At 72.9% G+C, this 26616-nt stretch carries 24 protein-coding genes; 16 read left to right on the top strand and 8 right to left on the bottom strand.

All coding sequences use genetic code 11. The features are described 5' to 3' along the window. Nucleotides 1-74: 74 nt before the first annotated feature. Nucleotides 75-2018, top strand: a complete 1944-nt coding sequence (gene lepA, locus ACH5HR_RS03310) for a translation elongation factor 4 (RefSeq protein ID WP_416476222.1) — start codon at nucleotides 75-77, stop codon at nucleotides 2016-2018. Nucleotide 2019: 1 nt separating this feature from the next. Next, nucleotides 2020-3294: a radical SAM family heme chaperone HemW gene (hemW, locus tag ACH5HR_RS03305; protein ID WP_416476220.1), complete on the top strand. Its 1275-nt coding sequence runs from the start codon at nucleotides 2020-2022 to the stop codon at nucleotides 3292-3294. Between the two features lie 42 nt (nucleotides 3295-3336). Here hemW and ACH5HR_RS03300 read toward each other — a convergent pair whose 3' ends face one another. Continuing rightward, nucleotides 3337-3774, bottom strand: a complete 438-nt coding sequence (locus tag ACH5HR_RS03300; RefSeq protein ID WP_402371187.1) for a DUF4870 domain-containing protein — start codon at nucleotides 3772-3774, stop codon at nucleotides 3337-3339. Between the two features lie 117 nt (nucleotides 3775-3891). Next, nucleotides 3892-4287, bottom strand: coding sequence for a DUF4870 domain-containing protein (locus tag ACH5HR_RS03295; protein ID WP_402371189.1), 396 nt, complete (start codon nucleotides 4285-4287; stop codon nucleotides 3892-3894). A gap of 118 nt (nucleotides 4288-4405) precedes the next feature. Between ACH5HR_RS03295 and ACH5HR_RS03290 the strand changes: the two genes are divergently transcribed. Then, nucleotides 4406-4927: a DUF4282 domain-containing protein gene (locus tag ACH5HR_RS03290; protein WP_416476218.1), complete on the top strand. Its 522-nt coding sequence runs from the start codon at nucleotides 4406-4408 to the stop codon at nucleotides 4925-4927. Here ACH5HR_RS03290 and ACH5HR_RS03285 read toward each other — a convergent pair whose 3' ends face one another. From ACH5HR_RS03285 to ACH5HR_RS03275, 3 genes are all read right to left on the bottom strand, one after another. Beyond that, the gene (locus ACH5HR_RS03285; protein WP_416476216.1) at nucleotides 4928-5809 is read right to left on the bottom strand and encodes a DUF3097 domain-containing protein; all 882 of its coding nucleotides are present in this window, start codon (nucleotides 5807-5809) and stop codon (nucleotides 4928-4930) included. Nucleotides 5810-5926: 117 nt separating this feature from the next. Further along, complete coding sequence (locus tag ACH5HR_RS03280) at nucleotides 5927-8785, bottom strand: helix-turn-helix transcriptional regulator (protein ID WP_416476214.1); 2859 nt, start codon at nucleotides 8783-8785, stop codon at nucleotides 5927-5929. Nucleotides 8786-8842: 57 nt separating this feature from the next. Beyond that, nucleotides 8843-9022, bottom strand: a complete 180-nt coding sequence (locus ACH5HR_RS03275) for a hypothetical protein (protein ID WP_416476212.1) — start codon at nucleotides 9020-9022, stop codon at nucleotides 8843-8845. 265 nt (nucleotides 9023-9287) lie between these two features. Between ACH5HR_RS03275 and hrcA the strand changes: the two genes are divergently transcribed. The 13 genes from hrcA (at nucleotide 9288) to ACH5HR_RS03210 (ending at nucleotide 23394) form a co-directional block, all read left to right on the top strand. Further along, on the top strand, nucleotides 9288-10319 hold the full coding sequence (gene hrcA / locus ACH5HR_RS03270) for a heat-inducible transcriptional repressor HrcA (RefSeq protein ID WP_416476211.1): 1032 nt from the start codon (nucleotides 9288-9290) through the stop codon (nucleotides 10317-10319). A gap of 49 nt (nucleotides 10320-10368) precedes the next feature. After that, on the top strand, nucleotides 10369-11490 hold the full coding sequence (gene dnaJ / locus ACH5HR_RS03265) for a molecular chaperone DnaJ (RefSeq protein WP_402371202.1): 1122 nt from the start codon (nucleotides 10369-10371) through the stop codon (nucleotides 11488-11490). Nucleotide 11491: 1 nt separating this feature from the next. Then, nucleotides 11492-12274, top strand: coding sequence for a 16S rRNA (uracil(1498)-N(3))-methyltransferase (locus tag ACH5HR_RS03260; RefSeq protein WP_402371205.1), 783 nt, complete (start codon nucleotides 11492-11494; stop codon nucleotides 12272-12274). A 10-nt stretch (nucleotides 12275-12284) separates the two neighbouring features. Further along, nucleotides 12285-12638, top strand: a complete 354-nt coding sequence (locus tag ACH5HR_RS03255; protein WP_402371207.1) for an HIT domain-containing protein — start codon at nucleotides 12285-12287, stop codon at nucleotides 12636-12638. Nucleotides 12639-12640: 2 nt separating this feature from the next. Next, the gene (locus ACH5HR_RS03250) at nucleotides 12641-13705 is read left to right on the top strand and encodes a PhoH family protein (RefSeq protein WP_402371210.1); all 1065 of its coding nucleotides are present in this window, start codon (nucleotides 12641-12643) and stop codon (nucleotides 13703-13705) included. Next, nucleotides 13702-14154 (top strand): rRNA maturation RNase YbeY, encoded by a 453-nt coding sequence (gene ybeY, locus ACH5HR_RS03245; protein ID WP_402371212.1) that lies wholly within the window; start codon nucleotides 13702-13704, stop codon nucleotides 14152-14154. The genes ACH5HR_RS03250 and ybeY overlap by 4 nt, the downstream gene beginning before the upstream one ends. A gap of 8 nt (nucleotides 14155-14162) precedes the next feature. Further along, nucleotides 14163-15485, top strand: a complete 1323-nt coding sequence (locus tag ACH5HR_RS03240; protein ID WP_402371214.1) for a hemolysin family protein — start codon at nucleotides 14163-14165, stop codon at nucleotides 15483-15485. Further along, on the top strand, nucleotides 15482-16432 hold the full coding sequence (era, locus tag ACH5HR_RS03235; protein WP_402371216.1) for a GTPase Era: 951 nt from the start codon (nucleotides 15482-15484) through the stop codon (nucleotides 16430-16432). The genes ACH5HR_RS03240 and era overlap by 4 nt, the downstream gene beginning before the upstream one ends. 60 nt (nucleotides 16433-16492) lie before the next feature. Continuing rightward, entirely contained in the window at nucleotides 16493-18070 is a 1578-nt protein-coding gene (locus ACH5HR_RS03230; RefSeq protein WP_416476208.1) for an alpha/beta hydrolase family protein, read from the top strand. 98 nt (nucleotides 18071-18168) lie between these two features. Then, complete coding sequence (locus ACH5HR_RS03225; RefSeq protein ID WP_416476206.1) at nucleotides 18169-19860, top strand: DUF7937 domain-containing protein; 1692 nt, start codon at nucleotides 18169-18171, stop codon at nucleotides 19858-19860. Between the two features lie 184 nt (nucleotides 19861-20044). Beyond that, nucleotides 20045-21826 (top strand): 2-isopropylmalate synthase, encoded by a 1782-nt coding sequence (leuA, locus tag ACH5HR_RS03220; RefSeq protein WP_402371222.1) that lies wholly within the window; start codon nucleotides 20045-20047, stop codon nucleotides 21824-21826. Nucleotides 21827-21865: 39 nt separating this feature from the next. After that, nucleotides 21866-22600, top strand: a complete 735-nt coding sequence (gene recO / locus ACH5HR_RS03215; RefSeq protein ID WP_402371225.1) for a DNA repair protein RecO — start codon at nucleotides 21866-21868, stop codon at nucleotides 22598-22600. Further along, nucleotides 22600-23394, top strand: coding sequence for an isoprenyl transferase (locus tag ACH5HR_RS03210; protein WP_416476205.1), 795 nt, complete (start codon nucleotides 22600-22602; stop codon nucleotides 23392-23394). Before recO ends, ACH5HR_RS03210 begins: the two co-directional genes overlap by 1 nt. Before the next feature lie 119 nt (nucleotides 23395-23513). On the opposite strand, the gene ACH5HR_RS03205 is transcribed toward ACH5HR_RS03210, so the two are convergent. The 3 genes from ACH5HR_RS03205 to ACH5HR_RS03195 form a co-directional block, all read right to left on the bottom strand. Then, nucleotides 23514-24563, bottom strand: coding sequence for an iron-siderophore ABC transporter substrate-binding protein (locus ACH5HR_RS03205; RefSeq protein WP_402371229.1), 1050 nt, complete (start codon nucleotides 24561-24563; stop codon nucleotides 23514-23516). Nucleotides 24564-24687: 124 nt separating this feature from the next. Further along, the gene (locus ACH5HR_RS03200; protein WP_416476204.1) at nucleotides 24688-25590 is read right to left on the bottom strand and encodes an ABC transporter ATP-binding protein; all 903 of its coding nucleotides are present in this window, start codon (nucleotides 25588-25590) and stop codon (nucleotides 24688-24690) included. Then, the gene (locus tag ACH5HR_RS03195; protein ID WP_402371233.1) at nucleotides 25587-26615 is read right to left on the bottom strand and encodes a FecCD family ABC transporter permease; all 1029 of its coding nucleotides are present in this window, start codon (nucleotides 26613-26615) and stop codon (nucleotides 25587-25589) included. The genes ACH5HR_RS03200 and ACH5HR_RS03195 overlap by 4 nt, the downstream gene beginning before the upstream one ends. Between the last annotated feature and the right edge of the window lies 1 nt (nucleotide 26616).

Raw genomic sequence — 26616 nt, 5'->3', positions numbered from 1 at the left:
CGTCCGAGATGAAGGTCTCGGCCTGCCAGGGGCCGTCGAGGTGCTGCCATCCGGACCGTCGGCGGCATGGGACAATGACCAGGCCCATCCCCACCGGCCCCGACCCGACGGAGCGAGACGCGTTGCCCATCCCGTCCCCCGCGCTGAGCGAGCGCATCCAGCCCAACGCCACGGCGCCCGAGCTGATCCGCAACTTCTGCATCATCGCGCACATCGACCACGGCAAGTCGACGCTCGCGGACCGCATGCTGCAGCTCACCGGTGTGGTACAGCCGCGCGACGCGCGCGCCCAGTACCTCGACCGGATGGACATCGAGCGCGAGCGCGGCATCACGATCAAGTCCCAGGCCGTGCGGATGCCGTGGGCGATGGCCGGCAGCACGGCCGACGAGCCGTTGACGCCCTACGCGCTGAACATGATCGACACGCCGGGCCACGTCGACTTCACCTACGAGGTCTCCCGGTCGCTCGCCGCGTGCGAGGGAGCCGTGCTCCTGGTCGACGCCGCCCAGGGGATCGAGGCGCAGACCCTCGCCAACCTGTACCTGGCGATGGAGAACGACCTGGAGATCATCCCGGTCCTCAACAAGATCGACCTGCCGGCCGCGCAGCCGGAGAAGTACGCCGAGGAGCTCGCCCACCTCGTGGGCGGCGACCCCGCGGACGTCCTCAAGGTCTCGGGCAAGACGGGCGAGGGCGTCGAGCCGCTGCTGGACCGCATCGTCGAGCGTGTCCCCGCGCCCGTGGGCGACCCGGACGCGCCGGCACGTGCGATGATCTTCGACTCCGTCTACGACACCTACCGGGGTGTGGTGACGTACGTCCGCGCGATCGACGGCGACCTCAACCCGCGCGAGCGCATCCAGATGATGTCGACCCGGGCGACGCACGAGCTGCTGGAGATCGGGGTCCTCGCTCCGGAGCCGATCAAGACCAACGGCCTCGGCGTCGGCGAGGTGGGCTACCTCATCACCGGTGTGAAGGATGTCCGCCAGTCGAAGGTGGGTGACACGGTCACCACGGCCAACAAGCCGGCCACCGAGGCGCTCGGCGGGTACGCCGAGCCCAAGCCGATGGTGTTCTCCGGGCTGTACCCGGTCGACGGTTCCGACTACCCGACGTTGCGCGACGCCCTCGACAAGCTCAAGCTCAACGACGCGGCGTTGAACTACGAGCCCGAGACGTCCGTCGCGCTCGGCTTCGGGTTCCGTGTCGGGTTCCTCGGGCTGCTGCACCTCGAGATCGTGCGCGAGCGTCTGGAGCGAGAGTTCGACCTGGACCTCATCTCGACCGCCCCGAACGTCGTCTACGACGTGACGATGGAGGACGGCACCGAGGTCAAGGTGACCAACCCGTCGGAGTTCCCGGGCGGCAAGATCAAGGAGGTCCGCGAGCCGGTGGTCAAGGCCACGGTGCTGGTCCCCAGCGAGTTCGTGGGCACCGTGATGGGTCTGTGCACCGACCGTCGCGGCACCATGCAGGGCATGGACTACCTGTCCGAGGACCGCGTCGAGCTGCGCTACATGCTGCCCCTGGCCGAGATCGTCTTCGACTTCTTCGACGCCCTGAAGTCCCGCACGCGGGGATACGCCTCCCTGGACTACGAGCCCGTCAGCGACCAGGCCGCGGACCTCGTCAAGGTGGACATCCTGCTGCAGGGCGACCAGGTCGACGCGTTCAGCGCCATCGTGCACAAGGACGCGGCCTACGAGTACGGCGTGAAGATGACCGCCAAGCTCAAGGAGATCATCCCGCGTCAGCAGTTCGAGGTGCCCATCCAGGCGGCCGTCGGCGCCCGCGTCATCGCCCGCGAGACGGTGCGCGCGATCCGCAAGGACGTGCTCGCCAAGTGCTACGGCGGCGACATCTCGCGCAAGCGCAAGCTGCTCGAGAAGCAGAAGGAGGGCAAGAAGCGCATGAAGAACATCGGGTCCGTCGAGGTCCCGAAGGACGCCTTCATCGCCGCGCTGTCCTCCGACGGCGCCGGCGGCAAGGAGACGAAGGACAAGAAGAAGTAGCGTGCCCGCTCTTCCCGACGGCGAGGCCGTCCCGGCGGACGGGGCCCTGCCCTCCTTCGTGGCCGGGCCGGCGACGGACGACGGCGCGCGGTTCGGCGTGTACGTCCACGTGCCGTTCTGCTCGGTGCGGTGCGGCTACTGCGACTTCAACACCTACACCGCCTCGGAGCTGGGCGGTGGGGCGTCGCAGCTCGCGTACGCGACGACGGCGCTCCGGGAGGTCGACCTGGCCGCCCGGGTGCTGGACGACGCAGGCCTGGGTGACCGGCCGGTCTCGACCGTGTTCTTCGGGGGCGGGACGCCTACCATCCTGCCGGCCACCGACCTCGCCAGGGTGCTGACCGGCGTGCGTGACGCCTGGGGACTGGCGCCCGGCGCGGAGGTCTCCACGGAGGCCAACCCCGACTCGGTGACCCCGGAGTCGCTGGCGTTGCTCGCCGAGGCCGGGTTCACCCGGGTCTCCTTCGGGATGCAGTCCGCGGTGCCGCACGTGCTGGCCACCCTCGAGCGCACCCACGACCCCGACCGCATCCCCGACGTCGTGCGCTGGGCCCGGGAGGCGGGTCTGGACGTCTCGCTCGACCTGATCTACGGCACGCCGGGGGAGTCCGCCGCCGACTGGCGGGCGTCGGTGGAGGCTGCGCTGGCTACCGGTGTCGACCACGTCTCCGCGTACGCGCTCGTCGTCGAGCCCGGCACGAAGATGGCCGCCCAGGTGCGTCGTGGCGAGGTCCGGCTGCCGGACGAGGACGACCAGGCCACCAAGTACGAGATCGCGGACGACCTGCTCACCGCCGCCGGGCTCGCCTGGTACGAGGTCAGCAACTGGGCGCGGGGGTCCGAGCACGCCTGTCGGCACAACCTCGCGTACTGGCGCGGGGACGACTGGTGGGGGATCGGCCCGGGTGCGCACTCCTACGTCGGGGCACGCTCGAGGGCCGACGGCGGCGCCGCGGACGGTGGTCGCTCCGGTGTGCGCTGGTGGAACGTCAAGCACCCGCGGCGCTACGCCGCGGCGCTCGAGGCGGGCAGGTCACCGGGTGCTGGACGCGAGCTGCTGGCCACGCAGGAGGCGCACCTCGAGCGGGTGATGCTCGGCGTCCGGCTGGCTGAGGGGCTCGACCTCGCAGTCCTGGACGCCGACGGCCGCCGCGCCGTCGCGGGGCTCGTGGCCCGGGAACTGCTGGACGGTACGGCCGCCGTGAAGGGGCGCGCGGTGCTCACGCGGCGGGGACGGCTGCTCGCCGACTCCGTGGTGCGGGAGCTGACCGCCTGATCCCGGCGCCCGGCGGCATGCCGCCGGGCGCCGGGATCCGCGTCACTTGATGAACGTGATCTTGAACGGGTAGCGGTACAGCTCGTCGCGCGAGGCGGCCATCGCTCCGAGGATCCCGAAGATGATGGCGCAGACCCAGGCCGCGAAGAGGATGAGTCCGCCGATGAGGATGATCGTCAGGACCGACCCGACGACGTAGGCGAGCAGGAGCGTGAGCTGGAAGTTCAGCGCCTCCTTGCCCTGGTCGTTCAGGCGCTGGCTGCGGTCCTTGAAGATCAGCCAGACGACGAGCGGTGCGACGAAGCCGACGAGGATGCCGCCGGCGTGCGCGACGATCGACCAGGTGCGCTCGTCCGACGGCGAGACGGGGCCGCCCGGCTGCTGGCCGTAGGGCTGCTGGGGCGGCTGCTGGCCGTAGGGCTGCTGGGGCGGCTGCTGGGGGTCCTGACCTGCGTTCGGGTCGGGTGACTGCTCGGTCATCTGATTCCTCTCCATCGTCGGATGGCGCTCTCTGGCGCCGGGCGCACCCGGGCGAACCTATCGGTCGCGCAGGGCTGGTGGTGCGGGCCTCCACGGCCGCGACAAGATTTCACCCGGTCACTTCACCAGGCGAAGGATGATCGGGTAGCGGTAGAGCTCGTAGCGGTTCACGGTGATCGCCGCGATGATCGCGAGCACCAGGCCGGTGATCCAGGCCGCGACGAGGACGAGCCAGCCGACGAGGATCATGGTGGTGACCCAGCCGACGATGACCGCGATGAGCAGCGTGATCTGGAAGTTCAGCGCCTCCTTGGCCTGGTCGGCGACGAAGGCGCTGCGGTCGCGGAGCACGAGCCAGATGATCAACGGGGCCAGGAGTCCGAGCGTCCCGCCGGTCATCGCCGCCACCAGCAGGGGGCCGATGTGGGCGAGGATCGCCCAGGTCCGCTCGTCGGGCTGCGAGAGCGGCCGAGGCCCGTAGTGCTGGTCGGGAGGCGGCGGGTTGTGGGTCATGCATCCATCCTGGCAGAGGGCGGTGCGGCTTCCCAGATGTCGGACGAACCGGACGCACCGGTGGCGTGCCCTGTCCGGCGGGCCGAGAGTGGTGCTGGCCCACCTATGAGGAGGAACGATGAGCGAGAACACGCCGAGGCCCCCCGGAGAGCCGGAGGACCCGTACGGCCAGCAGCCGCCGCCGGGTCAGCCGCCCCACCAGCCGTACCACCAGGAGCCTCACCAGCAGCCGGCCCAGCCGTACCAGCAGCCGATCGGCGAGCGGCCGGTCGGCGAGCCGCCCGCGGGCGACCCCCCGTTCTATGCCGGTGCGGCGTCGTCGGCGGCGGACGTGGCCCGCAACGACACCAAGGGATTCTTCGGGGCGCTGTTCGACTACTCGTTCATGAGCTACGTGACGCCCAAGGTCGTCAAGATCGTCTACGTCATCGTGACGGTGCTCATCGCGCTCGGCTGGCTGGTCGCGCTCGTGGCGGCGTTCAGCAACAGCGTGTGGGCGGGCATCGGGTTCCTGCTCTTCGGCTGGATCATCGCGCTGGTCTATCTCGCGATCGCCCGCATCACGCTCGAGTTCTACCTGGCCGTGGTGTCGATCTCCGAGAAGGTCAACCACTACGCCCGGCGTGACGGGATGCTGTGATCACGCCGTCACGAAGTCGATGAGCTCCTCGACCCGGCCCAGCAGGGCCGGGTCGAGGTCTCGGAAGTCCCGGACCGAGGCGAGGATCCGCTGCCACGCCCGGCCGACGTCCGCGGGGCCCGACGCCGGCCAGCCGAGCTCGCGCAGGATGCCGATCTTCCACTCGGTGCCGCGGTCGATCGCCGGCCACGCCGGCAGCCCGACCCGTGCCGGGCGCACCGCCTGCCAGACGTCGACGTAGGGGTGTCCCAGGACGAGCACCGTGCCAGGGCGGACGGTGCGTAGCGCGGCGTCCGCCAGCCGCTGCTCCTTCGCGCCGGGCACCAGGTGGTCGACCAGCACCCCGACACGGCGCTCCGGGGAGGGGCCGAACTCCGCCAGGGCGTCGGCCAGGTTGTCCACCCCGTCGAGCATCTCCACGACCACGCCCTCGACGCGCAGGTCGTCGCCCCAGACCTTCTCGACGAGCTCCGCGTCGTGCTTGCCCTCCACCCAGATGCGTGAGCCGCGGGCGACCCGTGCCCGCGCGCCGTGGACGGCGACCGACCCGGAGGCGGTCCGGGCCGGTGGGGCGGGTGCCCGCGACGTCACGGGCGCGGTGAGCTCGACCGGCTGCCCGTCGACCCAGAATCCCGGCCCCAGGGGGAACGAGCGGGTCTTGCCGCGCCGGTCCTCGAGCACCACCAGGTGCATCCCGCCGGACTTCTCCACGCGGACGACGGCGCCCACCCAGCCGGTCTGCACCTCCTCGACCACCAGGCCGGGCTCGGCTGCCTGGGGTCGTGACGCGGGTCGTCGGCGATGGTGCGCCGACCCGTCGGGGGTGCCCGCCACGCGGGTCGAGGCGGTGGCGAGGACGTCGGATCCGTAGCGGTCGTGCACGCAGGCGAGCCTAGGCAGCGGTCGCGGCCGCGGCGGTGACCGACACCCCGTCACCGTCAAGTAGTGCCTCCGGTGGTGGCGAAGTGGCCCGCGGGCACTCCTGGACGGCAGGCGGCCCTACTTCGCGGTGTGCGAGTCCCTGTGAGAGTCGGTGCGGGCGACGACGGCCGCCTCCGTGCGGGAGGCGACACCGAGCTTGCGCAGGATCGCCGAGACGTGCACCGACGCCGTCTTGCGCGAGATGTACAGCCGCTCGGCGATCTCGCCGTTGGTCAGCCCTTCCGCGACGAGGCCGAGCACCTGGCGCTCGCGGTCGGTCAGGCCGCCGAGGCCGGACCGGGAGCCCTGACGCGGCGCACGTCGAGGGACGGCGGGCCCTGCGTCGTCGAGCAGGGCGAGGGCCCGGTCCCGCACGTAGCCTGCACCGATCGCCTCGGCCGCCTCGACGGCGGCGGTCAGGAGGCCGCGGGCCCCCGCCGTGTCGCCGCCGTCGAGCCGTGCGCGGCCGTCGCGCCACAGGGCGTAGGGCCGTAGATGAGCCGGCGCGCCGTCGTCGGGGCCGAGGTCAGCGACGGCCGACCAGGGCCCCTCGCCGAGCTCGGCGTCGAACACCGCCTCCCACACCGGGTGGGTGGGCCACACGGCGCACCGCTCCAGTGCGTCGCGATAGGGCACGACGTCGACGTCCCGGCCCTCGTCGCGGGCGCGGGCCAGCACTCGTCCGGCCACCCCGAGCAACGAGAGGGCGTACGGGATGGCGCCATCGTGGTGGTCGGTGACGATGCCGACGAGGTCCAGTGCGTCGTCGAGGTCGTCGCGCACGAGGGCCAGCTCGGCCAGCGTGGTGCGGATCCGGTAGCGGACCTGCGTCTCGATGCGCTCGTGGCGCATCCACACCGGACGGTGGCGGGGGGCCATCGCCAACGCCCCGTCGACGTCACCGCGCCACAGGGTCAGCCACGTCCACCGTTCGGCGAGGTACACGGCGAACGTGCTGGGCTCGACCTGGGTCGTGGCCTGCTCGTACCAGGCGTCGGCCTCGCTCCACCGGCCCATCATGACGAGGGCCTCGGCCACGTTCCCCTCGAGCATGGTGCGGCTGACCATGCCCGCACCTCTGCGGCGGGCACGGTCGGCGCCCTCCGCCGCGAGCCGGAGCGCGTCGGCGTACCGGCCGAGCTGGATGAAGGCGTCCGAACCGTTCGTGAAGTACCGACTGACGGCGTGCCAGTCGTCCCCGGCCAGGTCGCGGGCCGCCACGAGCTCGTCGACCGCGACCAGGTCGCCGGTGTTGATCCGGGCCACGGCGCGGGTGTTGTGCAGGATCGACGCGGTGACCGCGTCGCCCGACGCCGTCGCCACCTCGAGACCGCGCGTCGCGGCGTCGATCGCCTCGTCGGCCCGGCCGGCGAGCATCGCGGTGCGTGCCTGCGCGCGCAGCAGCCACAGCCGGGTGTCCGCGTCGTCGGCAGGGGCGATCTCGAGCGCCTCGGACAGCAGGTCCTGGCCGGCGGGGTCGCCGGTGCGCAGCGAGTACAGGGCCACCTGGCCGAGGGCCTGTGCACGTCCGCCAGGGTCGCGGGCCGGCCACTCGACGAGCGCCTGACGGCCGAGCGTCAGTGCGCGGTCGGCACGGGTCGCGAGCTGCTGCGTGTCGGCGACCCGCAGCAGCAGTTCGTGGTGGGTGGTGCCGGTGACGGCCTCGGCGTCCTCGACGAGCTCCCAGAGCTCCAGGGCTCGTTCGCCGAGTGCCGCCGCCGTGGAGACCGCGGCGTCGTGCCCGGCGGCCGCGTGGGCGGTGACCGCGGCGGCGAGCGCCTTGCCGGGGACCCGGGCCCGCCACCAGTGGTCCGCGATCTCGGCGAGCCGAGGCACGGTCCGGGGGCCGCTCGCGAGCGTCTGCGCGTACCCGGTGTGCAGGCGACGGCGCTCGGTCGGCAGGAGCTCCGCGTCGACGGCCTCCTGCATGAGCGCGTGGCGGAACCGGTAGCCGTCCGGCTCGGCGAGCAGCACGAGGGCGTCCACGGCCTCGCGTGCGGCAGGCTCGGCGGCGGCGAGCGCGTCGTCGCCCAGCACGCCGGCGAGGACGTCGTGGGTGGCCCGTGCGCCGGCGGCCGCGACGAGTCGGCAGAACTCCTGCGCCCCGGCCGAGAGCTGGGAGTAGCGCAGCAGCAGCACGTCGCGCAGGGAGGTCGGCATCTCCGCGTCGAGGCAGCGGGCGAGCTCCTCGACGTAGAAGGGCACACCCTCGGAGCGTTCGACGAGATCCGCCAGGGCGGTGGTGTCGAGCGCGACGGGGCTGCCGCCGTCGGGCACCGTCCGGGCGAGCTCGGCGACCTCGGCCGCACCGAGGCGCGGGACCTCGACCCGGGTGACGAGCCGCGCCCGGTCCAGCTCGGCGAGGGTGGTGCGCAGCGGGTGCCGGCGGCCGACGTCGTCGCTGCGGTAGGTGGCCACCAGGCACAGGGCGGTGGTGCGTGCCGCGCGGGCCAGGCGGGACACGACGGCGCGGGTGACGTCGTCGGACCAGTGCAGGTCCTCGACGACGACGAGGACCGGCCGCTCGGTGGCGAGCGTCGTGAGGAGGTCGGCCAGCACGTCGGGTGCGCGCCCGGTGCCGACGTCGGGGCGGACGTCGACGAGCCCGGGCAGGACGGCGCCGAGCGCGTCCGCGGCCGGGCCGGCGGCGGCGAGGGCGTCGGCGGGCCCCAGGGCGGCGACGACCTCGCGCAGCACGCCTTCGACGCCCGCGTAGGGGACCGGGCCGGAGCCCGAGTCGGCGCACTGTCCGCGCACGACGAGGACGTCGTCGCCGACGGCGGCGAGCAGCTCGGTGACCAGGCGGGTCTTGCCGATCCCCGCCTCGCCCGACAGCAGCACCGTGTCGCCCTGGCCGTGCCGGGCCGACGACAGGGTGCCGCGCAGCGTGCCGAGCTGGTCGGCGCGGCCCACCAGCGGAGAGGGTTCGAGGCTCACCTGGTCATCGTGCCAGGTGGCGGCGTGGTCGCCCCGGACCGGGGGGCACGGTGGTGCTCACGCCGTGCGGCGCCACAGCAGCGTGAGGCGGTGACGGTCCGCCCGAGGCTTCCGTCGCCCCGTGGCGCGCTCCGGCTCTGCGGTGCGGCGCTCGCGTGCCTGACGCACCTGCTCGGCACGTCGGGCGAGCTCGGACTCCTGGCGGCGGTAGAGGGTGTGGTGCTCGATCGGGTGCATGATCGCCTCCGTGACTGTCGTGCCGGGCCGGGTGACCCGTCATCGACCAGCCTCGACGGGTGAGGCAGGCGCGTGGATCGGGCAGGTGCCCGGTTCTCGGCGCACCGCAAGGCCCTCGAGCGGTCTGAGGTACCTCACCGGGCCGGTGGGCGGCACTCGTGGTTCTGTCCGTCGGGACGCGTAGGATGGCACTCAACGATCGAGAGTGCTAAAGGTACGGCCACGCACGAACGCCAGGGTGCTCGGCGGAGGGAGGCGCAGGAGAGTGAGCGAGGAACGTCGTCTCGAGGTGCTGCGCGCCATCGTGGAGGACTACGTCACGACGCGGGAGCCCGTGGGCTCGCGCGTGCTGACGGAGCGCCACCGCCTGGGTGTCTCGCCCGCCACGATCCGCAACGACATGGCGGCGCTCGAGGAGGAGGGCTACATCGCCCAGCCGCACACGTCGGCCGGGCGCGTGCCCACCGACGCCGGCTACCGGCTCTTCGTCGACCGCCTCGCCGAGGTGCGGCCCCTGACGATCCCGCAGAAGCGCGCCATCGAGACGTTCCTGTCCGAGGCCGTCGACCTCGACGACGTCCTCGTGCGGGCCGGGCGGCTGATCGCCCAGCTCACCGGGCAGGTCGCCGTGGTGCAGTACCCGTCGCTGCGGCGGTCGGGCCTGCGCCACCTCGAGATCGTCCCCGTGGGGGAGGGACGCCTGCTCGTCGTCGTCATCACGGACACGGGCCGGGTCGAGCAGCGCTTCTGCGAGCTGCCCGGCACCTCCGACGGCGGGAGCCCGCTGGCCGAGGCGACGCTGGCCGAGCTGCGCGCCCGGTTCAACGCCGCGGCGGCCGGCAAACGGCTCGCGGACCTCCCCGTGGCGTTCGCCGCCGTGGTGGAGGCCGTCGGCCCGGACCTGGCGGGTGTCGCCGGTGCCGTGGCCGACCTGGTGGTCGACACCCTCGGCCAGGAGAACGAGGAACGGATCGTGCTCGCGGGCACGGCGAACCTCGCCCGCTCCGAGGCGACCTTCGAGCAAGGGCTGAGCCCTGTGCTGGAGGCGCTCGAGGAGCAGGTCATCCTGCTGGGGCTGCTCACCGAGATGTCGAGCGACGGCGTCGGTGTGCGGATCGGTCACGAGAACCGGCTGGACGGCCTCACCGAGGCATCCGTCGTCGTCTCCGACTACGGGTCGGGCGGCGACCCCGTCGCGTCCCTCGGCTCGATCGGCCCGACCCGCATGGACTATCCCGGCACGATCGCCTCGGTGCACGCCGTGGCCCGCTACCTCTCCCGCGTGCTGCCGAGCTGAGCCACGCGGAAACCCTGACCAGACCGCGTACGTCACCGAAGAGAGAACTGTGACCGACTACTACGAGATCCTGGGCGTCGAGCGCGACGCCTCTCCCGAGCAGATCAAGAAGGCATACCGCAAGCTCGCTCGCGAGCTGCACCCGGACGTCGCCGGGGCTGCCGGCGAGGAGAAGTTCAAGGACGTCGCCCGCGCGTACGAGGTGCTGTCGAACCGCGAGAAGCGCGAGCAGTACGACCTCGGCGTGGACCCGACCGCGCCGGGCGGGGGCGCCGGCGGCGGCTTTGGCCAGGGCTTTGGCTTCCAGGACATCTTCGAGACGTTCTTCGGCGGTGGCCAGGCCTCCGGCCCGGTACCGCGCGCGCGCCGCGGCCAGGACGCGCTGGTACGCATGGACATCGACCTCGTCGAGGCCACGTTCGGCGCCAAGCGTGAGCTCCAGGTCGACACGGCCGTCGTCTGCGGCACCTGTGGCGGCAACGGCTGCCGGCCCGGCACCGACGTGCGCACCTGCGAGGTGTGTCACGGCCGCGGCAACGTCCAGCGCGTGGCCCGGTCCTTCCTCGGGCAGGTCATGACCACGGCGCCGTGCGCCGCCTGCCAGGGCTTCGGCACGGTCATCCCCGAGCCGTGCGCCGAGTGCTCCGGCGACGGTCGCGTGCGCTCGCGCCGCAGCCTGACGGTCAACGTCCCGGCCGGCGTCGACACCGGCACGCGGATCAAGCTGACGTCCCAGGGGGAGGTCGGCCCGGGCGGCGGTCCCGCCGGCGACCTGTACGTCGAGATCCGCGAGCGGGCGCACGACGTCTTCGTCCGCCGCGGCGACGACCTGCACTGCACCCTGCCCGTGCCCATGACGGCGGCGGCGCTCGGGACGGTCCTCGAGCTCGACACCCTCGACGGTGCCGAGGAGATCGACCTGCGCCCGGGCACCCAGCCGGGCCAGATCATCACCCTCAAGGGTCTCGGCGTCGGGCACCTGCACGGCAACGGCCGGGGCGACCTGAACATCCACGTCGAGGTGCAGGTGCCCACGGAGCTGAGCGAGGAGCAGTCTGCGCTGCTGCACCAGCTCGCCGGCCTGCGCGGTGAGGAGCGGCCCGAGCCACGGCTCGTCGCGGCGCACCCGGGTGTGTTCTCCCGCCTCAAGGACAAGCTGAGCGGCCGCTGAGGTGAGCGCGCCCGTCTTCCTCTCGGCGGACGACCTGAGCAGGGTCGCACCGGGCGAGGTCTACGTCCTGGGCGGTGACGAGGGCCGCCACGCCGGAGTCGTGCAGCGCCGCGGACCCGGCGAGACCCTCGACGTGGTCGACGGCGGCGGGACCCGGTTGCGCGGCGTCGTCGAGTCGGTCGACGGTACCGACGTCCGCCTGCGGGTGGCCGAGCGTGCCACCGAGCCGGCACCCGGCGTCGTCCTCACGCTCGTCCAGGCGCTCGCCAAGGGCGACCGCGACCAGCTCGCGGTCGAGGCGGCCGTGGAGGTCGGGGCCGACGCCGTCGTGCCGTGGCAGGCGGACCGGTCCGTCGTCGTCTGGCGAGGCGCCCGGGCCGCGAAGTCCCGGGCGCGCTGGGAGTCGACCGTGCGCTCCGCCGTGAAGCAGGCGCGCCGGGCGCACCTGCCCGCGGTGTCCGAGCACGTCACGACCAAGCAGCTCGCGGCGCGCACCCGTGAGGTCGCGGCCGCCGGGGGTACCGTCGTCGTCCTCCACGAGGAGGCGACGACGGCGCTCGCGGACGTCGCGCTGCCCGCGGCCGCCGAGCGGGCCTCCGGGGCCGTCGCGCCCGAGCTGCTCGTGGTCGTGGGGCCGGAGGGCGGGATCGGTGAGGCCGAGCTCGCGTCGCTCGTCGCGGCGGGCGCGACCGCGGCACGCCTCGGCCCGCACGTGCTGCGCACCTCGACGGCCGGACCCGTCGCCGTCGCACTCCTGAGCGAACGTCTGGGCCGGTGGCGGTAGCGTGGACGGTATGACCGACACCACTGATCCCGAGTGCCTGTTCTGCAGGATCGTCGCGGGCGAGCTGCCAGCCGACGTCGTCGAGACCACCGAACGCGTGATCGCGTTCCGCGACATCGACCCGCAGGCTCCTGTGCACGTGCTCGTCGTGCCCAAGGAGCACCACGGTGACGTCTCCGTGCTCGCCGCGGCGGACCCCGGCTTGCTCGCCGAGGTGGTCGAGGTCGCCGACACCGTGGCGCACGACCTCGCCGACGGGCAGTACCGGTTCATCTTCAACTCCGGCCCGCGAGCGGGCCAGAGCGTCTTCCACGTGCACGGGCACGTCATCGCCGGGACCCAGCTCGGATGGAGCCCCGCCTGAGCATGTCGACCTCTGCCGCCTCCGATCGGCCCCCGGGCCAGCAACCTGCCGGGTACACCGCCGAGCACCGCGTCGTCGTCCCGGCCCACGTACCGATGGTCGCCCTGCTGGGCAGCCGCGACTCCGTGCTCCGCGCGGTCGAGGACGGGTTCCCCGGCGTCGACGTGCACGCCCGGGGCAACGAGATCTCCGTGCACGGCCCGGCCGCCGAGGTCGCGATCGTCTCCCGGCTGCTGGACGAGCTCGTCGAGGTCGTCGAGTCCGGGACGCCGCTCACCCCGGACGTCGTCTCGCGGTCCGTGGCGATGCTCACGGCCAAGACCGTCCAGCTCCCCTCCGAGGTCCTGACCTTCGACATCCTGTCCAGCCGGGGCCGCACGATCCGGCCCAAGACCGTCGGGCAGAAGCGCTACGTCGAAGCCATCGACGCGAACACCATCACGTTCGGCATCGGCCCTGCCGGGACCGGCAAGACGTACCTGGCGATGGCCAAGGCGGTCCAGGCCCTGCAGGCCAAGCAGGTCAACCGGATCATCCTGACGCGCCCCGCCGTGGAGGCGGGCGAGAAGCTCGGATACCTGCCCGGGTCGCTCAGCGAGAAGATCGACCCGTACCTGCGGCCGCTGTACGACGCGCTGCACGACATGGTCGACCCCGACTCGATCCCCAAGCTCATCGATTCCTCCACGATCGAGGTCGCGCCGCTCGCGTACATGCGGGGCCGCTCGCTCAACGACTCGTTCATCGTCCTCGACGAGGCGCAGAACACCTCTGCGGAGCAGATGAAGATGTTCCTCACCCGGCTCGGGTTCGGCTCCACGATGGTCATCACCGGTGACGCCACGCAGGTGGACCTGCCGGGTGGCACGACGTCGGGCCTACGGGTCGTGGAGGACATCCTCACCGGCGTCGACGACGTGGAGTTCTGCCGTCTGACGAGCTCCGACGTCGTGCGGCACCGGCTCGTGAGCGACATCATCGACGCCTACGCGCGGTGGGACACCACGCGGCCCCGCGGCGACGGCGCCGGCCGGGGGAGCCGGAACGACCGAGGGGGACGCCGGTGAGCATCGAGGTCAACAACGAGTCGGGCCACGAGGTCGACGAGGCGGAGTTCGCGGCGCTGGCCCGCTTCGCTCTCGACAGCCTGCACGTGCACCCGGCCAGCGAGCTGTCCGTCCTGTTCGTGGACACGGCCACGATGACGGACCTGCACGTGCAGTGGATGGACGAGCCCGGCCCCACCGACGTGCTCTCCTTCCCGATGGACGAGCTGCGCCCCGGCCGCCAGGGCGAGGAGGCACCGCCGGGGACGCTCGGCGACATCGTCCTGTGCCCGGACGTGGCGGCGCAGCAGGCCAAGGCGGCGGGCCACTCGACGGTGGAGGAGCTGCTGCTGCTCACCACGCACGGCATCCTGCACCTCCTCGGCTACGACCACGCCGAGCCCGAGGAGGAGAAGGAGATGTTCGCGCTGCAGCGACGCCTCCTGCTCACCTTCCTCGCCGGGCGGTGACGGGCGCGGTGGATGCTCCCGACGTCGTCCTGTGGATGACGCTCGTCGTCGCGCTGATGCTCTCGGCGCTGCTCAGCGCGGGGCGGACGGCGGTGCAGCGGGTGACGCGCGCGTCGCTGGCTGACGCTCTCGCCGAGGCGCTCGCCGGGGACGACGACGGTCCGGCGGCTCCCGCACGCACCCGCCGGATCCGGCGTGCGCAGCAGCTGGCTGCCGACCCGGGCGTCCCGGTGTCCCTGGGTCTGGTCGGGGTCCTCGCGGAGGCCGTCGCCGTGGGCTCTTTCGCACTGCTCCTGGCCGACTGGTTCGACGGGTGGTGGGAGGCGCTCCTGGGCGTCGCCGTCGCCGGGCTCGCCGCCGGGGTGCTGCTGCTGCGGTTCAGCCCGCGGACGTGGGCGCACCACCACCCGGCGCGGGCCCTCATCACGCTGGGCGGCCCGCTCGCCGCAGTCCACCGGGCCGTGGACTGGGTCCCGCGGCGACGCGCACCCGGCGAGGCGCCCGCCCCCGAGACCGACGAGCTGCGCGACATGGCCGACAGGGTGCGGGAGAACGAGGCCATCGAGGCCGAGGAGCGCGAGCTGCTCCGCTCCGCCCTGGAGCTCGGCGGCACGCTGGCGCGCGAGGTCATGGTGCCCCGCCCCGACATGGTCACGACGAGCGAGGACACGTCGCTGCGCAAGGCGATGCGCCTGTTCCTGCGGTCCGGCTTCTCCCGGGTCCCCGTCGTGGGCCGGACCGTGGACGACCTGGTCGGCGTCGTCTACCTCAAGGACGTGGCCCGGCTGCTGGACGCCGACCCGTCCGCCGAGGACAGCCCGGTCATCGACCACGTCCGTGCGCCGGTGTTCGTCCCCGAGTCGAAGCCGGCCGACGACCTGCTGCGGGACATGCAGGCGCGGCGCTCGCACATCGCGATCGTCGTCGACGAGTACGGCGGGGTGGCGGGCCTGGTCACGGTCGAGGACATCATCGAGGAGCTCGTCGGCGAGCTCACCGACGAGCACGACACGGCGCCCGAGCCGGAGCCGGAGGACCTCGGCGACGGGCTGTGGCGCGTGCCCGCGCGGCTGCCGGTCGACGAGCTCGGCGAGCTGTTCGACCTGCGGCTCGACGACGACGACGTCGACACCGCCGGCGGCCTGCTCGCCAAGGCGCTCGGCAAGGTGCCGCTCGCCGGCGCGTGCGCCGACGTCGGCGCGCTGCGCCTCGAGGCCGAGCGCGTCGAGGGGCGCCGCAAGCAGGTCGCCAGCATCCTGGTGCGCAGGAGCACACCCGAAGCAGCGGACGACGACGTCGTGCCGCACGATCAGAAGGACGTCCCCGCATGACGCACGAGATCCCCCACCGGTCAGGTTTCGCCTGCCTGGTCGGCCGGCCCAACGTCGGCAAGTCGACCCTCACCAACGCGTTGGTCGGGGAGAAGGTCGCGATCATGTCGGCGCGGCCGCAGACGACGCGACACACCATCCGCGGCATCGTGCACCGCGAGGACTTCCAGCTGGTGCTGGTCGACACCCCGGGCCTGCACCGGCCACGCACCCTGCTGGGCGAGCGGCTCAACACCCTGGTCCAGGACACGCTCAGCGAGGTCGACGTCGTGGCTTTCTGCCTCCCGGCGGACCAGAAGATCGGCCCGGGTGACAAGTACATCGCGAGCAAGCTCGCTCCGCTGATGCAGGGGCGCAGTCCGGTGCCGGTGGTCGCCGTCGTGACCAAGGCGGACCTGGTGGACCGGGGCCGGCTGGCCGAGCACCTGATGGCGGTCGACCAGCTCGCCCGGTCGATGGAGCTCGACTGGTCGGCGATCGTGCCGGTGTCCGCCAAGGGCGGGTTCCAGGTGGACGAGCTCACCGAGGTGCTGGGCGCGCACCTGCCGGAGGGCCCGGACCTGTACCCGGACGGCGAGCTCACGGACGAGCCCGAGGAGGTCATGATCGCCGAGCTGGTGCGCGAGGCCGCCCTCGAGGGAGTCCGGGACGAGCTGCCGCACTCCCTGGCCGTCTCGGTCGAGGAGATCGTGGAGCGCGAGGGCAGCGGGGACGAGAAGGCCGGCCGGCGGCCGCTGCTGGACGTGCGCGTCACGCTGTTCGTGGAGCGGCAGAGCCAGAAGGGCATCATCATCGGGCGTGGTGGTTCGCGGCTGCGCGAGGTCGGGACCGTCGCACGCGAGGGCATCGAGAAGCTGCTCGGCACGCGCATCTACCTCGACCTGCACGTCAAGGTCGCCAAGGACTGGCAGCGGGACCCGAAGCAGCTGCAACGCATGGGCTTCTGACCGCGCCCGCGGGCGTCGACCGCCCGCCGCGCGGTTCCGGCGAGTAGCATCCGACGGGTGGTGTTCCGGACGATCGCGACGAGCGCAGCGCTGCTGGTCGGCCTGGCCGTCGCGGGTGCCGTCGCGGGACCGCAGTGGGACCCGCAACCGGTCACGGAGCACGTCGTGCCGGCGACCGAGGACACGACGATCGGCGGCGTGGACGCTGCCGCCGGTGAGGTGGGCGGGGTGGGCGACCACGAGGTCCGCACCGACCCGGTGACCATCGAGCTCGACGGTGCGACTGTCGACGGCCTGCTGCGCCGTCCGCTGGACGGCGACGGCGACCTGATGACGGGACGGCCGGGCGTCGTCTTCGTCCACGGTGCGGGCACCGGGCGGGCCGCGGAGGCCTTCGCGGAGACGGCAGCGAGCCTCGCCAGCGCCGGGGTGGTCACTCTCGTGCCCGACAAGCGGATGGACACCTACTCGCTGCGTGACCGCGACTACGAGGCCATGGCGCTCGACTACCACCACTCGGTCGACCTCCTGCGTACCGTCGAGGGCGTCGACCCCGCGCGCGTCGGGCTGTACGGCGAGTCCGAAGGCACCTGGATCGTGCCCGTCCTGCAGGCTGACGACCCCACGATCGCGTTCACGGTCCTGACGTCGGCACCCGTCGTGCCGCCCCGCGAGCAGGCGGCGTACGCCGTCGACAACTATCTGCGGAACACCCGTGTGCCCGACCAGGTGTTCCGCGCGATCCCGCGGGCGGTCGGGATGCAGTTCCCCGGCGGCGGCTTCACGTACGCCGACTTCGACGTGCGACCCTGGCTCGCGGCCCAGACGGCGCCGGTGCTGGTGGTGTACGGCGCCGCCGACCCGTCGATGCCCATCGAGCAGGGGGCCCGGATCGTCCTGGCCGACACCGCCGCCGGGCCTGGGGACGCACCCGTCACCGTCCGCTACTACGCGGGTGCCGATCACGGGATCCGTGTGCGTGACGGCGTGCCCGGGGGCGGCGTGGCTCCGCTGCACCGCGACTTCGTGCCCGACCTCGCCGCGTGGATCCAGGGCCAGCCGGGAACGGCGGACGCAGCACCGCAGGTGGCGGGCGCGACCCCTGAGCAGCTCTTCCTGGCGGCCCCCGTGCCCCAGCCGCTCTGGTGGGGCAACGGGGACGTGGTCGTGGCGGCGGTCCTCGGCGGGACGGGACTGGTGGTGCTCCCGCTCGGTGCGTGGGGCGTCGCGGCACTGGTGGTCCCGCTGGCCCGACGGCGCCGTGGCGGCCCGGCGCAGCCCTTCGCGCCGGGCGTCGGGCCTTCGCTCGTGGCGCTCGGAGCAGGGTCCGTCGCCACCACGGGCGCGCTGGCCGCATACCTGCTGCTCGTCGCGCGCCTCGCGTTCGACTACCAGCGCAACGACGTGATCGTCCAGGGCGGGTGGGTGACCGTCCGGCTCCTCGGCGTCGCCACCGCGGTGGCGGCAGCGGTTCTGCTGCAGCGCATCGCCGACGTACGCTCGGCACGTCGGGCGGGTGGCGACGTCGTCGTGACCCGCGCAGCACCGGCAGCCGTCGTGCTGTGGTGCGTCGTCGTCGGGTCGGTGTCGCTGCTGCTGACGCTCGCGTACTGGGGTGTCTACCAGCTCGGCATCTGACGCGCCGACACGCCCGACCTGACGTGAGGGGGTCGAGTCGGGTAGAAACGACCCGACCGGTCCCCTCGGTCGTCCACTCATGCAGGGAGTCAGTACCCATGTCCGACGTCGCTCATCCCCGGTCTCCGTTCGCGGACGTCCCGACCCGCGACATCGTGCGCGACGCCATCGCCGCCGTCGCGCTCCTCGTGGCGCTGCCGCTGCCGTGGGACGTGGCGCTCCGGGGGAGCGACCTGCTGTGGGTGGTGCTCACGACGGTGGTCGCGCTGCTGGCGGTCGCCGCTCCGTACGCGTGGCGGGCCGGGCTCGTGCCGGAGAGCTGGTCGGGCGTCGCCGCACCGCGGGCGCGTCTCGTCGGGCTCGCCCCCTACGCCCTCGTGGCGCTCCTCTACGTCGTGCTCGACCTGTTCTCGGTGGGCGACGGGGGGATCGGGGCAGGCCTCGCGCTGGGCATCGCGGGCGCGGTGCTGGCCGCCGCACTGCCGACGTCCCGGGGACTGACCGTGTCGGCGGTGCTGGTGGCGGCCGCCGCGGTGCTGACGCCCTTGATCTCGGTCGTGGACGGTCTGCCCTGGCCGGCCGTCGTGGGGGGCGTGCTGGCCGCGCTGCTCGTGGTCGGGGTCCTGTGGCTGACGGCCGGGGCGTTCCTGCGCCACCAGGACGACGCGGCGGGTCTGGTGCTCCTCGCCGTCGGCGGCGCGGTCGCGCTCGAGCTCGCGCTGCTGGGCGGCGGTGCACGACACGGCTGGGTCGAGTCCCTGCACGCGGACCGCTACGGGCTGCTCCTGCTGCCGGTGGTCGCAGCGTCCGCCGTGCCGGTGGTCCTGCAGCGGGCGGCGACGCGGGCCGGTGAACCGGAGGAGATCGGCGCGGCCCGGTGGATCCGTGTCGCGGTACGTGCGCTCGACCTGGTCATGGTCGTGGCGGCGTTCGTCGCGCTCGTCGCGATCGTGCGACTCGTCGCCGCGGCGACGGCGGACATCCCGGGGTTCGGTTTCGGTGTGGAGCCCGTCCTGCGCCTGATCGTCGGCGTGGTCGTGGTCGTCATGGCGTTCCTCGCGCGGCGCGCCCTGGTGCGTGACGCGCGCACGGCGCACGCCACCGCCGTCGGCGCCGCCTGCGTGATCGTCGTGCTGGGCCTGGTGATCATCGTGGCGCGTGCCGGTGTCGGCACCCGCTCCCACGTCGAGGAACTCCTGCTGGCGCTCGCGCTGCCGGCGATGGTGCTCGTCGCGCTGCTCGTGCCGCCGTCGGTCCGGAATCTCGTCGGGTCGGGCGAGCCGGCAGAGCCGGTGCGGGACGGGACGTCGACCGGCGAGTGGCAGACACCCGGTCCCATGGCGTCAGCGGTGCCCCTGGGCGAGGTGGCACGCCCCGGGCAGCCCGGCGTCGAGCAGACCGCCGTCCAGCAGCCGGTCGCCGCGCCGTCCGCCGCGCCCGCTGCCGACGCGGGCTCGCGCTGGCGCGGCACCTGGGCGGCCGGGACGGACGCGACGCAGCAGATGGCGCCCGTCGAGGCCGCGCGGTCGGCCGCCGACGACCAGCCGGTCCAGCGGCCGGACCACACCCAGGTGCTCCAGCCCGTGGCGGACGTGCCTGGCTCCCGCTGGACGCCGGAGCGCGCCCTCGACCCGACGACGCCGCTGGCGGACCTCGCCCAGATCGTCCAGGAGGCGCCGCACCTGCGCCCCCACGTGGCGGCGAACCCGTCGACGTACCCGGCGCTGCTCGACTGGCTCGGCGCCCTGGGCGACCCGTCCGTGGACGCGGCGCTGCGGACCCGTCGGTGACCGCTCCGGCGTCTGCGGGCACCGACGTGACGTACGGCACGCTCGGTGTACGGTGGCACTGTGCAGCACGCGGTGAGCCTCCTCCTTCGGTGCCGCGGCGAGGCCTACTAAGAGGCCGGAACCTCGCCGCGGTGGATCGTGGTGCGCCGGCCGATCGTGAGCCCCACACCGAAGGACACCCCTGATGCAGACTGCCGAACCGAACACCACCGGGATCGCCGCCGCCAACCCGCAGCGCCCCTCGGGGATGCCGTACCACCGCTACGTACCGTTCCACGAGCAGATCACCGTGGAGCTGCCGGACCGCACGTGGCCGGACCGTCGGATCGAGAAGGCGCCGCGCTGGTGCGCGGTCGACCTGCGGGACGGCAACCAGGCACTCATCGAGCCCATGGACGCGGAGCGCAAGCTGCGCATGTTCGAGCTGCTCGTGCGGATGGGATACAAGGAGATCGAGGTCGGGTTCCCCTCGGCCTCCCAGACCGACTTCGACTTCGTGCGCACCCTCATCGAGTCGGACCGGATCCCCGACGACGTCGTGATCCAGGTGCTCACACAGTGCCGTGACCACCTCATCGAGCGCACCTACGACGCGATCCGTGGCGCGAAGCAGGCGATCGTGCACATCTACAACTCGACGTCGATCCTGCAGCGGGAGGTCGTCTTCCGCTCCGACATGGACGGCATCGTGGACATCGCGCTGCAGGGCGCCAGGCTGTGCCGCAAGCTCGAGGAGACGGTCCCGGAGACCACGGTCTACTACGAGTACTCGCCCGAGTCCTACACCGGTACCGAGCTCGAGTTCGCCGCACGGATCTCCAACGAGGTGCTTGACGTCCTCGAGCCGACGGCGGACCGCCCGGTCATCGTCAACCTGCCGGCCACCGTCGAGATGGCCACGCCCAACGTGTACGCCGACTCCATCGAGTGGATGAGCCGGAACCTGAAGTACCGCGAGAACGTGGTCCTGTCGCTGCACCCGCACAACGACCGCGGCACCGCGGTCGCCGCGGCCGAGCTGGGCTACCAGGCCGGCGCCGACCGCATCGAGGGCTGCCTGTTCGGCAACGGCGAGCGCACCGGCAACGTCGACCTGGTCACGCTGGGCATGAACCTGTTCGGCCAGGGCATCGACCCGCAGATCGACTTCACCGTGGGCGGCGGCATCGACGCGATCCGCCGGACGGTGGAGTACTGCAACCAGCTCCCGGTCCACGAACGGCACCCGTACGTGGGCGACCTGGTCTTCACGGCGTTCTCCGGCTCGCACCAGGACGCGATCAACAAGGGTTTCGACCACATGGCGGCCCGTGCCGAGGCCGAGGGCAAGGACGTCGACGACCTCACCTGGGGCGTGCCCTACCTGCCGATCGATCCCAAGGACCTGGGCCGCTCCTACGAGGCCGTGATCCGGGTCAACAGCCAGTCCGGCAAGGGTGGCGTCGCCTACCTGCTCAAGACCGAGCACCACCTGGAGCTGCCGCGGCGTCTGCAGATCGAGTTCTCGGCCGCCGTGCAGCGACACACGGACACGGCGGGCAAGGAGGTCACGGGCGCCGACATCTGGCGGATCTTCTCCGACGAGTACCTGCCCGTCGACGCGACGTCGGGCCTGGAGCCCTGGGGCAGGCTGCGTCTGCGGCGCACGCGGACCTCGTCGGCGGAGGACGGCGCCACGCTGCTCGAGGTCGACGTGGTCGACCGGGGCGAGGAGCACACGCTGACGGGCGCCGGGAACGGGCCGCTCGCGGCGTTCGTCGACGCGATCGCCCACGTGGGCCTCGACGTCCGGGTGCTGGACTACACCGAGCACGCCCTGTCGGAGGGCGGGGACGCCTCGGCGGCCGCCTACGTCGAGTGCGCCGTCGGCGACGACGTGCTGTGGGGCGTGGGCGTGGACCCGTCCATCACCACGGCGTCGCTCAAGGCGATCGTCTCGGCCGTCAACCGCGCCGAGCGTCGCTGACCGCCGTCTGGTGTCGGCCGCACCTGGGACAATGGCACGGTGCCCCTGTACCGAGACGACGCGATCGTGCTGCGCACCCACAAGCTGGGTGAGGCCGACCGCATCATCACGCTCCTGACGCGCGAGCACGGCAAGGTGCGGGCGGTCGGTCGAGGGGTGCGGCGCACCTCGTCGCGGTTCGGCGCGCGCCTGGAGCCGTTCATGGCGGTCGACGTCCAGCTGCACACCGGTCGCAGCCTCGACTCGGTCACCCAGGTCGAGACGCTCGGCGCGTACGCCGGCGCGATCTGCGCGGACTACGGGATGTACACGGCGGGTGCCGCGATGCTCGAGGCCGCGGACCGACTCGTGGCCGCGGAGCACGAGCCCGCCGTCCAGCAGTACTGGCTGCTGGCCGGCGGGCTGCGCGCCCTGGCCGGCCGTGCCCATGCGCCGGGCCTCGTGCTGGACTCCTACCTGCTGCGGGCGCTGTCGGTGGCCGGGTGGGCGCCGTCGTTCACCGACTGCGCCCGGTGCGGCGAGCCGGGCCCGCACCACGCGTTCGCGGTCGCCCAGGGCGGGGCGGTGTGCCTGCGTTGCCGCCCGCCCGGGGCGACGGCCCCCGCGCCCGAGACCTTCACGCTCCTGGCCGCTCTGCTCGCCGGGGACTGGGCCGTGGCCGACGCTGCGGACCGGCGGCACCGTTCCGAGGCGGCCGGGCTGGTGGCCGCCTACTCGCAGTTCTACCTCGAGCGCACCCTGCGCTCGTTGCGCATGATCGAGAGAGAGGCCTGATGCCCCGCGCCCCGCAGCAGTACGCCGAGCCGTACCCCCACCCGTCCGGAGCCACTGCGCCGGCCATCCCGGCCGAGTTCGTGCCGAACCACGTCGCCGTGGTGATGGACGGCAACGGGCGGTGGGCGAACGCGCGCGGCCTGCCGCGCGTCGAGGGTCACAAGGAGGGCGAGAAGTCGCTGCTGGACGTCGTCGCGGGCGCGGTGCAGATCGGCGTCAAGCACGTCTCGGCGTATGCCTTCAGCACCGAGAACTGGAAGCGTTCGCCCGACGAGGTGCGCTTCCTGATGAACTTCAACCGCGACGTCATCCGCCGACGGCGGGACGAGATGTCGTCGTGGGGCGTGCGGATCCGCTGGGCGGGGCGCCGTCCGCGGCTGTGGGGCTCGGTGATCAAGGAGCTGCAGGTCGCGGAGGAGATGACCCGTGAGAACGACCGCTGCACGCTGACGATGTGCGTCAACTACGGCGGCCGCGCGGAGGTCGCGGACGCGGCCGCGGCGATCGCCCGGGAGGCGGCGGCGGGCCGGATCAACCCGGACCGGGTGACCGAGAAGACGGTGCAGAAGTACCTGGACGAGCCGGACCTGCCGGACGTCGACCTGTTCCTGCGCTCGTCCGGCGAGCAGCGCACCAGCAACTTCATGATCTGGCAGGCCGCGTACGCGGAGCTGGTGTTCCTGCCGGAGCCGTGGCCGGACGTGGACCGGCGGCACCTGTGGCGTGCGGTCGAGGAGTACGCCCGGCGCGACCGTCGCTACGGGGGAGCGGTGGACGCCGCGTCGACGACCTGACACATCGACGCCGGCCGGACGAACCCGCCGCACGATCGCGTTCACGCGCCCTGGGGGCGCTCCACTTCGGGAAGGCGACGATCGTGCGGCGGGTTCGTCCGGCCGGCGTCAGAGGTCGGTCAGCCGTAGATCTCGGCGAGCTGGTCGACGATCGCGGGCACGCCGTCGGCCCAGTCGTAGGACAGCGCGGTGGGCGGGGAGACGGACGACACGGCGACGTTGCCGACGACCTTGACCACGTCGCCGGCCGCGACAGCCGGGATCGCCTGGAGCTCCTCGCCCTCGCCGAAGGTGGCGGCCTCCTCCTCGGTGTAGGTGTAGGCGACCAGGAAGTCGGACTCGAGCTTGTCCAGCTCCTCGTAGGACAGCGTGTAGAAGAACCCGCCGTCCGAGGTGTCGAGCTCGGTCACCGACGGTGCCGAGATGACGCCGAGGCCCTCGAGGATCCCGACACGGGGGTCGGCCGGCGTGTAGACGTACACGAGTCCCTCGGAGGGGGAGTCGACGATCGCGGCGAAGGTCTTGCCCTCGATCTCGGGGTGCTCGTCGGCCAGGTCGCCGATGTAGCTGTCGACGTCCGCGAGCACCTGCTCACCGGCGTCGGAGCGGCCCAGGGCCTCGGCCGTCGTCGTGATGACCTCGTCCCAGGGGGTGGTCCACGGGGTGTCGGGGTAGGCCACGACCGGGGCGATGTCCGACAGCACCTCGTACTGCTCGGCCGTGATGCCCGAGTATGGCGCGAGGATGAGGTCCGGGTCGGCCTCGACGAACTCCTCGTAGGGGACCGTGGCGCCGCCCTCGGCGTCGGTGAGGACGGCGGGGTGGTCGACGCCGAGGTCGTCGTACTCCTGCTCGACCCAGGGGAGCAGGGCGCCCTCACCGACGGTCCAGGACTGCTCGGCGACCGCGACGGGGGTGACGCCGACGGCGAGGGCGGCCTCGGTGGAGCCCCAGCCCCACGTCGCGACCCGCTCGGGCGCGGCCTCGATGACCGTCTCGCCCAGCGCGTGGGTGATGGTGACGGGGAACTCGTCGGTAGCGCCTCCGGTCGCCGCCGTCGCCTCGGTCGTGCCCGCCTCGGTGGAGGGATCGGACGCGCAGGCCGACAGGGCGAGCGCGCCGACGGCGGCGAGACCGACGGCGGTGGTCAGGGAACGGTGAAGGCGCACGGGTACTCCTCGGTTGCTCGCGCTCGGAGCGCGAGGGACGGCTAATGAGGCAAGGCTAACCTCACTGGCTCACGACGTGGAACCCTGGAGACCGCTTCGTGAGCAATCGGTGATGTGAGGTCGCTCACGAGGTCGGTTCGGTCGACCCGTCCGGAGCCGGCGTGCCGTCGGGCCGATGGTGCCGCCCGACAGGCACGATCATCGGGCTGCCGGCGACCGGGTCCGGCACGACCCGGGCGTCCAGCCCGAAGGCCGACAGCACCGTGGCCTCGTCCAGGACCTCCGCCGGAGCCCCCTGCGCCACCACCCGTCCCGCGCTCATCACGACCAGGTGGTCGGCGTAGCGGGCGGCGAGGTTGAGCTCGTGGAGCACCATCACCACCGTGGTGCCGCGCTCGCGGTTGAGGTCGTGCAGCAGGTCGAGCAGCTCCACCTGGTGGGTGACGTCGAGGAACGTCGTCGGCTCGTCCAGGAGCACCACGTCGGTCTCCTGGGCGAGCACCATCGCGATCCACACGCGCTGACGTTGGCCGCCGGACAGCTCCGCCACGGGCCGGTCGGCGAGGTCCGCCACGCCCGTCGCCTCGAGCGAGCGCTGCACCACGACGTCGTCGTCGCTGCTGTGCCGCCCGAACCAGCCTTGATGGGGGTAGCGGCCGCGGGAGACGAGCTCGGCCACCCGGACGCCGTCAGGGGCGATCGACGACTGCGGCAGGACGCCGACGAGGCGGGCGAGCTCCTTGCGGGGCATCCCGGTCACGTCGCGGTCCCCGAGGGTCACGCGACCGGCGGTGAGCGGGTGCAGCCGTGCCAGCCCACGCAGGAGCGTGGACTTGCCGCAGGCGTTCGGCCCGACGATCGCCGTGACCACGCCATGGGGCAGCGTGAGGTCGAGCTCGTCGATGACCGGGTGGCCGTCGTACCCGATGGACACGCCGTGCGCCGAGAGGTCGCCGGCTCGGGTGCTCGGGCCGTTCGGGGCGTCGGAGGCGCGTGCCACGTCGATGCCGTGCGGGATGTCGATCATGCGCGAGTTCTTCTCTCGTGGGTGGCGAGCAGCCACAGCAGGTAGGGGGCGCCGACGATGCCCGTGACGATGCCGGTCGGGGCGGCGACCCCGAGCAGACCGTGCTGGGCGACGATGTCGGCAGCCAGGACCAGCGTGGCACCGGTGGCGACGGAGACGGACAGGGCAGGCCCGCCGTCGTCGGTGAGACGGCGGGCGATGGCCGGTGCGACCAGCGCGACGAACGCGAGCGGCCCGACGGTCGCGGTGGCCAGGGCAACGAGCCCCACGGCGACGAGGAGGGTGATGACGCGGGCGGAGTCTGTGGCCACGCCCAGGCCGCGCGCATGGTCGTCCCCGAGAGCGAGCGGGTGCTGCCAGCGGGAGACGACAGCGGCGGCGACGGTCAGGGCGACCAACCCGCCGCCCAGGACGGCCAGCTCGGCGCCCCGGACGTCCGCGACGCTCCCGACGGTCCACACGAGGGCGGCGGCGGCGTCGCGCTCCCCGGCGCTCGCGAGCATCCACGCCAGCACGGAGGAGGCCAGGTAGGCGAACCCGACGCCGACCAGCACGAACCGGATCGAGTGCAGGCCCTGGCGCCAGGCGAAGAACCAGATGAGCAGGGCGATGGTGGCCGCCCCGACGAACGCCCCTACCGAGACGGCCAGGCCCGACATGCCGAGGCCCAGCAGCACCGCCACGGCACCGACCGAGGCGCCGCTGGCGATCCCCAGGATGTCGGGGCTGGCGAGCGGGTTGCGCAGGGTCGACTGGAAGAGCGCGCCAGCGAGGCCGAACGCGGCGCCGGCGAGCAGGGCGGTGGCGACCCGGGGCAGCCGCAGGCGCTGGACGACGAACAGGTCGCCGTCGTCGCCGATCCCGAGCAGGGCGAGCAGCGCGCGCCCGGGTGGGAGGGAGGCGGCGCCGAGGGTGAGTGCCAAGGTGGTCAGGACGACGACGAGCACGGCGAGGGAGGCGAGCACGGCGACCCTGCGGCGGTGGCGACGGCTGCGCACGTCCTGGGCCGCGGTGAGGACAGTCATC

Origin of the sequence: Isoptericola maris (genome assembly GCF_048065335.1) — a bacterium.
GTDB lineage: Bacteria > Actinomycetota > Actinomycetes > Actinomycetales > Cellulomonadaceae > Isoptericola > Isoptericola rhizosphaerae.
This window is presented reverse-complemented; position numbering and strand designations above follow the sequence as displayed.